Source organism: Mesorhizobium sp. M7A.F.Ca.ET.027.03.2.1 (assembly GCF_003999175.1).
Lineage (GTDB): Bacteria > Pseudomonadota > Alphaproteobacteria > Rhizobiales > Rhizobiaceae > Mesorhizobium.
The window spans coordinates 1-9,601 of sequence record NZ_RZOM01000102.1 but is presented as its reverse complement, the minus strand read 5'-3'; the positions used below and the strand labels follow the sequence as shown (position 1 = coordinate 9,601).

The window sequence follows — 9,601 nt, the reverse complement described above, 5'->3', positions numbered from 1 at the left end:
GCCTTTGATGATCGCCTCGCTTTTGACCGACGACACGCTGACGCTGGAAAACGTGCCGCATCTGGCCGATGTCGAGCAACTGATCCGCATCCTGGGCAACCACGGCGTCGATTATTCGGTCAATGGCCGCCGCGAGAAGCAGAATGAGGGCTATTCGCGCACCATCAACTTCTCCGCGCGCAACATCGTCGACACCACAGCGCCCTACGAACTGGTGTCGAAGATGCGCGCCTCGTTCTGGGTGATCGGCCCGCTGCTGGCCCGCATGGGCGAAGCCAAAGTGTCGCTGCCGGGCGGTTGCGCCATCGGCACGCGGCCGGTCGATCTGTTCCTCGAGGGCCTGCAGGCGCTGGGCGCCGATATCGACGTCGACACCGGCTATGTCATCGCCAAGACAAGGAATGGCCGGCTTGTCGGCAACCGCTACATCTTCCCGAAAGTCTCGGTCGGCGCCACCCATGTGCTGATGATGGCCGCGGCGCTCGCCAAGGGCGAGACGGTGCTGGAAAATGCGGCTTGCGAGCCCGAGATCGTCAACCTCGCCGAGTGCCTCAACGCCATGGGCGCGAAGATTTCCGGCGCCGGCACGCCAACCATCACCATCGACGGCGTCGAATCGCTGTCGGGTGCGCGCGTGCGCGTCATCCCCGACCGCATCGAGACCGGCACCTATGCCATGGCCGTCGCCATGACCGGCGGCGACGTCGTGCTCGAAGGCGCGCGGCCGGACCTGCTGCAGACGGCACTGGACGTGATCGCCCAGACGGGTGCGGAGATCACCCCGACCAATTCCGGCATTCGTGTGAGGCGCAACGGCGCCGGCATTTCGCCGGTCGACGTGACGACAGCGCCGTTTCCGGCCTTCCCGACCGATTTGCAGGCGCAGTTCATGGGCCTGATGACGATGGCCAAGGGCAAGTCGCGGATCACCGAGACGATCTTCGAGAACCGCTTCATGCATGTGCAGGAACTGGCGCGGCTCGGCGCTCATATCACGCTTTCGGGCCAGACGGCGATCGTCGACGGCGTGCCGAAACTGAAGGGCGCGCCGGTCATGGCGACCGATCTTCGCGCCTCGGTGTCGCTGGTCATCGCCGGCCTGGCGGCGGAAGGCGAGACCACGGTCAACCGCGTCTACCATCTCGACCGCGGCTTCGAGCGGCTGGAAGAAAAGCTGTCCAAATGCGGCGCGGTGATCGAACGGATTTCGGCGTAGCCCGCGACCTCGGCTCCTCTCCAGCAACGCAGGAGATTGGCGAGATCCTTCGCGGCAGCGTCCTTCTCCCCGTCACTATACGGGGAGAAGTGCCCGGCAGGGCGATGAGGGGCAGCGCAGACCTGCAGCTGTTGGTGCGGTTGCACCGATCGCCAAGACCGCCTAACAGAAGGCTGAACAATCAACCTTCAGGTGCGAAATCCGCATGACCGGCCTTAAGCTTATCGCGCTAGACGACCAGGACCTGAGCATCGTTTCGGCCCACGTCCAGGATGCCGTGCTGAAAGTCAGCGACCTCGAATTCCTGCCTGCGGCCAAGCGTTTCCTGCTGACCATGAACCGTTTCGTCTGGGAGGCAAAATCCGGCCTGTTTCGCCAGCACAATGAGCGACGGCAGGCCGTGCTGCATTTCGACCGCGTGCTCGGCGCCAAGACCAGCGGTATCGACCGCGACAAGCCTGCGGAAGTCCTGTCGCTGCTGGCGATCAGCTTCATCGAGATCAGCAAGCCGGCCGGCATCGTCGAGCTGATCTTCTCGGGCGGCGGTGCGATCATGCTCGACGTCGAATGCATCGAGGCCCGCCTTGCCGACATTGGCGGGGCGTGGGAAGCCACCTCGCGCCCCATCCACAAGGCCTGAGCGTCCGATGGCCATCACGCTTCGTCAGTCCGACGCCGATTTCGAGCAGCGTTTCGCCGCCTTCCTGTTGACCAAGCGGGAAGTGTCCGCCGACGTCGATGCAGCGGTGGGCGCCATCATCGCGCGCGTGCGCGCCGAGGGCGACGCGGCGCTGATCGACTATTCACGGAAATTCGATCGCGCCGATCTGGCTGGACTGGGCATCGCCGTTTCGAAGGACGACATCGCCCAGGCCTACAAGGCCGCCGACCCAAAGACGATCGAGGCGCTGGAATTCGCGCGCGACCGCATCCGCTCGCATCATGAGCGGCAGCGACCAAAGGATGACCGCTATACGGATGCCGCCGGCGTCGAGCTCGGCTGGCGCTGGACGGCGGTCGAGGCGGTTGGGCTCTATGTGCCGGGCGGCACGGCGAGCTATCCAAGCTCGGTGCTGATGAACGCCGTGCCGGCCAAGGTGGCCGGCGTCGAGCGCATCGTCATGGTCGTACCGGCGCCGGGCGGCATCATCAATCCGCTGGTGCTGGTGGCGGCCGACATATCAGGCGTGTCGGAAATCTACCGTGTCGGCGGCGCGCAGGCGATCGCCGCCCTTGCCTACGGCACCGAAACGATCAGGCCGGTCGCCAAGATTGTCGGCCCGGGCAATGCCTATGTCGCGGCGGCCAAGCGCCAGGTGTTCGGCGCCGTCGGCATCGACATGATCGCCGGGCCGTCGGAAGTGCTCGTCGTGGCCGACGGCAGCAACGATCCGGACTGGATCGCGGCCGACCTGCTGGCCCAGGCCGAGCACGATGCATCGGCGCAATCGGTCCTGGTCACCGACGATTCAGCCTTCGGCATCGCTGTCGAACAAGCTGTCGAGCGCCAGTTGCAGAGCCTGCCACGCGCCGAGACGGCGGCGGCGAGCTGGCGTGATTTTGGTGCGGTGATCCAGGTGTCGACCATCGACGCCGCGCTGCCGCTGGTCGACCGCATCGCCGCCGAACATGTCGAACTGGCCATCGACGACGCCGAGGGCTTCCTGTCGCGGATGCGCAACGCGGGTGCGGTCTTTCTCGGCCGCCACACGCCGGAAGCCATCGGCGACTATGTCGGCGGCTCCAACCATGTGCTGCCGACGGCGCGCTCGGCGCGCTTCTCGTCCGGTCTGTCGGTGCTCGATTTCGTCAAGCGCACGTCGATCCTCAAGCTTGGACCGGAACAGTTGCGGATCTTGGCGCCGGCGGCGATTGCGCTGGCCAAGGCGGAAGGCCTTGACGCGCATGGACGTTCCGTCGCCATACGGTTGAACATGTAGGCGGCGATGTCTGGCCCCGATCAAACCCGCGCCAGGCTGATCGATGTCGAACTCGATGAATCGATCGGCCGGTCGACACCCGATGTCGAGCATGAACGCGCGGTGGCGATCTTCGACCTGATCGAGGAGAACAGTTTTCAGCCCGTCAGTGACAGCGGCGACGGCCCTTACCGGCTGAAACTGTCGCTGGCCGAGCAGCGCCTGGTGTTTGCCGTGGCGCGCGAGGATGGCACCGCCGTCGTCACCCATATCCTGTCGCTGACGCCGCTCAGGCGCATCGTCAAGGACTATTATATGATCTGCGAAAGCTACTACGACGCCATCCGTTCCTCGACGCCGAGCCACATCGAAGCGATCGACATGGGCCGCCGCGGCCTGCACAATGAAGGTTCGCAGACGCTGATGGACCGGCTGTCCGGCAAGATCGACATCGACTTCGATACGGCGCGCCGGCTGTTCACGCTGGTCTGCGTACTGCACTGGCGGGGCTAGCCCTGGCACCCGGCGCCCTGCCCCGTTCGATCCTGTTCCTGTGCGGCATGAATGCCGTGCGCTCGCCAATGGCAGAGCAACTGGCGCGCCGCATGCTGCCGGCCACCGTCTTTGTCGCTTCGGCAGGCGTTCGCGCCGGCGAGCGCGATCCATTCGTCGATGCGGTGCTTGCCGAAGACGGTCTCACGCTGGGCGAGCGTCACCCAAGGACGATGGACGATCTCGAGGACGACTATTTCGACCTCATCGTCACGCTGGCGCCGGAAGCGCACCACGCCGCACTTGAACTCACCCGCTCGCTCGCTGTCGAGGTCGAATACTGGCCGACGCCGGACCCGACCGACGCCAGCGGTACCCGCGAACAGATCATGGCTAGTTATCGCGACGTGCGCGAGCGGCTGAAGGTGCGCATAGGCCGACGTTTTCTGCTTCCAGGAGCAAAAAACGCGACGGATTAAGCGTGTTCACAAGCGGACGATTATCATATAGGTTCCGCCGAAATTCCGGCCAGGGTGCTGGAACTACCATCCAAGCAAAGGTATCGAATGCCGAAGGAAGAAGTCCTCGAGTTTCCGGGTGTCGTGACGGAATTGTTGCCGAACGCGATGTTCCGGGTAAAGCTCGAAAACGAACACGAAATCATCGCCCATACGGCCGGCCGCATGCGCAAGAACCGCATCCGCGTGCTGACCGGCGACAAGGTTCTGGTCGAGATGACGCCATACGACCTGACCAAGGGCCGCATCACCTATCGTTTCAAGTAAGCAAAGCCCGACTGGTCCGCGATGAGCATTTTGCAGAAGCTGGTGCTTGCCTCGGGTTCGCCGCGCCGGATCGAGCTCTTGCAGCAGGCCGGCATCGAGCCGGACCGCGTGCTGCCGGCCGATGTCGACGAAACGCCGTTGCGTGCCGAGCATCCGCGCTCGCTGGCCAAACGGCTGTCGAGGGAAAAGGCCGAGAAGGCGTTCGCCTCGCTGCAGACCGAAGCCGACTACGCGCCGGGTTTCGTGCTGGCCGCCGACACGGTGGTTGCCGTCGGGCGGCGCATCCTGCCCAAGGCGGAAACCCTCGACGACGCTGCCAACTGCCTCGGGCTGTTGTCGGGCCGTTCGCACCGGGTCTATTCCGGCATCTGCCTGATCACCCCGGGTGGCAAGCTGCGCCAACGGCTGGTCGAGACGCGGGTGCGTTTCAAGCGGCTGCCGCGCGAAGAGATTGACGCCTATGTCGCCTCGGGCGAATGGCGCGGCAAAGCGGGTGGTTACGCGGTCCAGGGCCTCGCCGGCGCCTTCGTCGTCAAGCTGGTCGGCTCCTACACCAACGTCGTTGGCCTGCCGCTCTATGAGACCGTCGCGCTGTTGAGCGGCGAAGGCTTCAAGGTGCATGGCGGCTGGCTGGCGGGACCCCGGCTGTGAATTCCGATCCCAAAGTCACGCCCTTGCGCCCGAAGCGCCCCTGCCCCGAATGCGGCAAGCCCTCGGCGCGCGACACCTTTCCGTTCTGCTCGACACGCTGCAAGGACATCGACCTCAACCGCTGGCTGAAGGGCGCTTACGTCATCAAGGCTCGCGACGACGAGGAAGAAACGGACCCCGACGATTCGAAATGAGCCGGGCGCCGCCGATCAGGCGGCGGCCTCGCTCTTGCGGTTCGTCCGCGCCCAGGCCGGCAGCCAGTCACCGTGGGCGGCCAGGAGATCATCGACCAGGGACCAGATCTGGTCGAGATCGAGTTCGGCCGCGGTATGCGGGTCCATCATCGCCGCGTGGTAGATGTGCTCGCGGTTTTCCGTCATCAGCGCCCGCACCGTCAGTTCCTGCACGTTGATGTTGGTGCGCATCAGCGCGGTCAATTGCGGCGGCAGCTCGCCGATATAGGTCGGCTGGATGCCTGAGGCATCTACCAGGCACGGCACTTCGGCGGCGCAATCGCGGGGCAGCGAGGTGATGCAGCCATTGTTGCGGACATTGCCGTAGATCACTGACGGCTCGCCGGTCCAGACCGAATTCATGATCGACGAGGCATATTCCTTGGACTGCTCGACTTCGATGCGATCGGCCGAGCGATAGGCCTCAGCCTGTCCCTTCCAGCGCTCGATCTGTTCGATGCAGCGCTTGGGATACTCATCCAGCGGGATGCCGTACTTCTCGATCAGGTCGGGGCGCCCTTCCTTGATGAAATAGGGCGTGTATTCGGCGAAATGTTCCGAGCTCTCGGTGACGAAATAGCCGAGCCGGGTCAGCATCTCGTAGCGCACCTTGTTGGGGCAGCGCGGGTTCCAGCCGGGCTTGGGCGCGCGGCCTTCGCGATAGGCGCGCACGAGATCTGGGTAGAGGTTGCGGTAGGAACCGTCCGGCTGGCGATGCTCGAACTTCAGGTAGAACGCCATGTGGTTGATGCCGGCCGAGCGATAGCGGATGTCTTCGTAGGGAATGTCGAGGTCTTCAGCCAGTTCCATGGCCGTGCCTTGCACCGAATGGCAGAGGCCGACCTGCCTGATGTCGGGATATTTCTCCGATATCGCCCAGGTGTTGATCGCCATCGGGTTGACATATTGCAGCATGATCGCCTGCGGGCAGACGGCGAGCATATCTTCACACACCTTCCACAGATGCGGCACGGTCCGGAGGCCCCGCATGATGCCGCCCACCCCCAGCGTGTCGGCGATCGTCTGGCGCAGGCGGTATTTCTTCGGCACCTCGAAGTCGGTGACCGTGCAGGGCTCATAGCCGCCGATCTGGAAGGCGACGACGACGAAATCGGCGTCGGCCAGCGCCTTGCGCTGGTCCGAATGGGTCTCGGTCTTCGCCTTGACGCCGAGCGTCGCGATCAGCTTGTTGACGACGATGGCGCTCTCTTCCAGCCGCTGCGGATTGATGTCCATCAGCGCGATCGTCGCGCCCGAAAGCGACGGGCGCTGAAGCACGTCGCCGACAATGTTCTTCATGAACACCGTCGAGCCGGCGCCGATGAACGTGATCTTGGGATTCCTTGCCATGCTAACCTCCGGCATATGTTCAGGCCACGTCGAAAGCGGCCCTGACGAGCCGTTCGGTGTAGGCGGTCTTGGGATTGGACAGGACGTCGTCGACGGGGCCCTGCTCGACGATCTTGCCGTTCTGCATGACGATCACGCGATGGCACAGGGCGCGCACCACCTTGAGGTCGTGCGAGATGAAGAGGTAGCTGAGGCCGCGCTCGTCCTGCAGCTTGCGCAGGAGGTCGATGATCTGCGCCTGGACGGAGAGGTCGAGCGCCGATGTCGGCTCGTCGAGCAGGATGAATTCGGGTTCGAGCGCGATGGCGCGGGCGATGGCGATGCGCTGCCGCTGGCCGCCGGAGAATTCATGCGGAAACCGCGACAGTATATCGCCCGGCATGCCGGCGCTGACCAGCGCGTCGCGCACCCGTTCGACCCGCTCGCGCCGCGTCGCCCCTATGCTGTTGACAATCAGCCCTTCCTCGATGATCTGGCCGATCGTCATGCGCGGGTTGAGCGAGGAAAACGGATCCTGGAAGACGATCTGCATGCGCGAGCGCAGCGGCCGCATCTCGGCACGCGACAGGCCATGGATCGGCTTGCCGTCGAAATGGATCTCGCCGCGCTTGGCGTCGATCAAGCGGAGCAAGGCCTGGCCGAAGGTGGTCTTGCCGGAGCCGGATTCGCCGACCAGCCCCAGCGTCTCATGGCGACAGAGTTTCAGGCCGAGATCGTCGACGGCGACCAGTTCTCGCCAGTCCGGCTTCAGGAAGGTGCCGTGGCGCAGCATGAATGAGACGTGCACGCCGCTCGCCTCGAGGATGGTGCCGCAGCCCTCCGGAAGGGGTTTCGGCTGCCCATGCGGCTCTGAAGCCAGCAGCCGTCTCGTATAGGGGTGCTGTGGGTTGGCGAACAGCCGTTCGGTGACGTTGTGCTCGCACATTTCGCCATGCTGCATGACATAGACGTAGTCGGAGAACTGGCGCACCACGGTCAGGTCGTGGGTGATCAGGATCACCGCCATACGCAGCTCTTTCTGCAGGCTGCGGATCAGGTTCAGGATCTGCGCCTGGACGGTGACATCGAGCGCTGTGGTCGGCTCATCGGCGATCAGCACATCGGGATTGTTGGCCAGCGCCATGGCGATCATCACCCGCTGACGTTGCCCGCCCGATAGCTGGTGCGGGTATTGCTTGAGCCGCGCGGCGGGATCGGGAATTCACATGCTGCAGAAGTTCCAGTGCGCGCGCCCAGGCCTGCTTGCGGCTGACTTTGCGATGCACCCGGATCGCCTCGACGATCTGGCTGCCGACCGTATAGATCGGGTTGAGCGAGCTCATCGGCTCCTGGAAGATCATCGAGATGCGGTTGCCGCGCAGCTTGCGCCGGGCGCTCTCGGGAAATTTCAGGATGTTTTGCCCGTCATAGCAGACGCTCGATCCGGGGGACACGGTGGCGCGCCGCGACAGAAGGCCCATGACGGTGCGCGCCGTCACCGACTTGCCCGAACCGGATTCGCCGACGATGGCGATCGTCTCGCCGCGATAGAGCTGAAACGAGATGTCCTTGACCGCGTCGACGACGCCATGCTCGACCTTGAAGGCCACGGCGACGTCGCGAGCATCGATGATCGGCTGGCCCTGGCGTCCGTCATGGTCGTGACGGACGGTTGGTGCGAAGGATTCGGCGAGCGCGACGGTCATCTCAGCACCTCAATAAGGGTCGACGGCGTCACGCAGGCCGTCGCCCAGCGCGTTGAAGGCAAAGACGGTGACGAGCACGAAACCGACCGGCGACAGGATCCACGGATAGGTGCCGATGACGGAATAGGTCGCGGTGTCCTGCAGCATCAGGCCCCACGAGATCAGCGGCGGCTTGACGGCGAAGCCGAGGAAACCGAGGAAGGATTCGAGCAGCACCACGGTCGGGATCGCCAGCGTCACGGCGACGATCACGTGGCTCATCACATTGGGGAAGATGTGCTGCATGATGATGCGCCGGTCGGTGGCGCCGACCGCCATGGCGGCGCGCACATACTCGATCCGCGCCAGCGCCAGCGTCTTGCCGCGCACCTCGCGCGACATCTGCGCCCAGCCCAAGGCCGACATGACGATGATGACGAAAGCCAGGAAGACGTTGGTGGGAGCGGTGACCGGGATCAGCGTCGTCAGCGCCAGATAGAGCGGCAGCTGCGGGAAGGCGAGCACCAGTTCGACGAAGCGCTGCATCCAGACATCGAACCTGCCGCCAAAATAGCCGGAGACCATGCCGACGGTGGTGCCGATGACGGTGATGATGAAGACGACCGTCAGCGCGATCATCAGCGAGACGCGCGAGCCGTGGATGGCGCGCGACAGCACGTCACGGCCGAACTTGTCGGTGCCCAGGAAATGCACCGGCTGGCCGTCCAGCGAGCCGAACAGATGCCGGTCCGCCGGCAGCAGCCCGAACAGCTTGTAGGGCGCGCCATGCACGAAGAAACCAAGCAGCCTTGGATGGTCGTAGTCGGGACCGACGACGGGCTGGAAAGTGACCGGATCGAGGTCCGCCGAATCGGCCAGCGCATAGACCCTCGGCCGTGCGGTGAAACCGCCGTCTCTGTCATGGAAAACAGGCACCTGCGGCGGAGCGAAGCCGACATCCGTGACCTTCGGGTCCATTGGCGCGATGAACTCGGCGAACACGGCCATCAACAGCAGCAGCACGACGAGCCAGAGCCCGGCCATGCCGGTCCAGGAGCGCTTCAGCCGGCGCCAGACAAGCGCGATATAGCTTTCGTTGCCGCGCGCCGGTTTGGCGACGATGGGACCTTCGGCCGGCAGCGGTGGAGGGGATGGATCGCGCGCCAGCATCTCAGCGCTCCCCGAACTGGCGCACGCGCGGATCGAGCAGGACGAGCAGCATGTCGGCGATGATGTTGCCGACGATCAGCGTCGCCGACAGCACCATCATGAAGGTGGCGGTGACATAGAC

The 9,601-nt window shown here is 64.5% G+C and carries 10 protein-coding genes and 2 pseudogenes; 8 read left to right on the top strand and 4 right to left on the bottom strand.

Going from position 1 to position 9,601, the window contains the following annotated elements; translation table 11 throughout:
* From murA to yacG, 8 genes are all read left to right on the top strand, one after another.
* Positions 1-1,216, top strand: a 1,216-nt coding sequence (murA, locus tag EN750_RS07160; protein WP_127396018.1) for a UDP-N-acetylglucosamine 1-carboxyvinyltransferase, incomplete at its 5' end; no start/stop codon positions are given.
* A 205-nt stretch (positions 1,217-1,421) separates the two neighbouring features.
* Positions 1,422-1,856 carry a DUF2948 family protein gene (locus EN750_RS07150; protein WP_127268680.1) on the top strand — a complete coding sequence of 145 codons (435 nt, stop codon included), beginning with the start codon at positions 1,422-1,424 and terminating at the stop codon, positions 1,854-1,856.
* 7 nt (positions 1,857-1,863) lie between these two features.
* Positions 1,864-3,156 carry a histidinol dehydrogenase gene (gene hisD, locus EN750_RS07145; RefSeq protein ID WP_127396016.1) on the top strand — a complete coding sequence of 431 codons (1,293 nt, stop codon included), beginning with the start codon at positions 1,864-1,866 and terminating at the stop codon, positions 3,154-3,156.
* A 6-nt stretch (positions 3,157-3,162) separates the two neighbouring features.
* Positions 3,163-3,648 carry a UPF0262 family protein gene (locus EN750_RS07140; RefSeq protein ID WP_127271901.1) on the top strand — a complete coding sequence of 162 codons (486 nt, stop codon included), beginning with the start codon at positions 3,163-3,165 and terminating at the stop codon, positions 3,646-3,648.
* Positions 3,636-4,106 (top strand): low molecular weight phosphatase family protein, encoded by a 471-nt coding sequence (locus EN750_RS07135; RefSeq protein WP_081738604.1) that lies wholly within the window; start codon positions 3,636-3,638, stop codon positions 4,104-4,106. Before EN750_RS07140 ends, EN750_RS07135 begins: the two co-directional genes overlap by 13 nt.
* A gap of 87 nt (positions 4,107-4,193) precedes the next feature.
* On the top strand, positions 4,194-4,412 hold the full coding sequence (infA, locus tag EN750_RS07130) for a translation initiation factor IF-1 (protein WP_006200926.1): 219 nt from the start codon (positions 4,194-4,196) through the stop codon (positions 4,410-4,412).
* Positions 4,413-4,433: 21 nt separating this feature from the next.
* Entirely contained in the window at positions 4,434-5,063 is a 630-nt protein-coding gene (locus tag EN750_RS07125) for a Maf-like protein (protein WP_127269084.1), read from the top strand.
* Positions 5,060-5,257, top strand: coding sequence for a DNA gyrase inhibitor YacG (yacG, locus tag EN750_RS07120; RefSeq protein WP_127269085.1), 198 nt, complete (start codon positions 5,060-5,062; stop codon positions 5,255-5,257). The genes EN750_RS07125 and yacG overlap by 4 nt, the downstream gene beginning before the upstream one ends.
* Before the next feature lie 15 nt (positions 5,258-5,272).
* Here the strand turns inward: yacG and EN750_RS07115 are convergent, their stop codons facing one another.
* The 4 genes and pseudogenes from EN750_RS07115 to EN750_RS07100 form a co-directional block, all read right to left on the bottom strand.
* Entirely contained in the window at positions 5,273-6,646 is a 1,374-nt protein-coding gene (locus EN750_RS07115; RefSeq protein ID WP_127396015.1) for an alpha-glucosidase/alpha-galactosidase, read from the bottom strand.
* A 19-nt stretch (positions 6,647-6,665) separates the two neighbouring features.
* Positions 6,666-8,331 (bottom strand): annotated as a pseudogene (locus EN750_RS07110) (ABC transporter ATP-binding protein).
* Positions 8,332-8,340: 9 nt separating this feature from the next.
* The gene (locus EN750_RS07105) at positions 8,341-9,480 is read right to left on the bottom strand and encodes an ABC transporter permease (RefSeq protein ID WP_127319546.1); all 1,140 of its coding nucleotides are present in this window, start codon (positions 9,478-9,480) and stop codon (positions 8,341-8,343) included.
* Between the two features lies 1 nt (position 9,481).
* Positions 9,482-9,601 (bottom strand): annotated as a pseudogene (locus EN750_RS07100) (ABC transporter permease); the annotation flags it as partial.

Coding starts and splice junctions, on each gene's coding strand:
- EN750_RS07150 (WP_127268680.1), top strand. CDS start 1,422: ATGACCGGCCTTAAGCTTATCGCGCTAGACGACCAGGACCTGAGCATC.
- hisD (WP_127396016.1), top strand. CDS start 1,864: ATGGCCATCACGCTTCGTCAGTCCGACGCCGATTTCGAGCAGCGTTTC.
- EN750_RS07140 (WP_127271901.1), top strand. CDS start 3,163: ATGTCTGGCCCCGATCAAACCCGCGCCAGGCTGATCGATGTCGAACTC.
- infA (WP_006200926.1), top strand. CDS start 4,194: ATGCCGAAGGAAGAAGTCCTCGAGTTTCCGGGTGTCGTGACGGAATTG.
- EN750_RS07125 (WP_127269084.1), top strand. CDS start 4,434: ATGAGCATTTTGCAGAAGCTGGTGCTTGCCTCGGGTTCGCCGCGCCGG.
- EN750_RS07115 (WP_127396015.1), bottom strand. CDS start 6,646: ATGGCAAGGAATCCCAAGATCACGTTCATCGGCGCCGGCTCGACGGTG.
- EN750_RS07105 (WP_127319546.1), bottom strand. CDS start 9,480: ATGCTGGCGCGCGATCCATCCCCTCCACCGCTGCCGGCCGAAGGTCCC.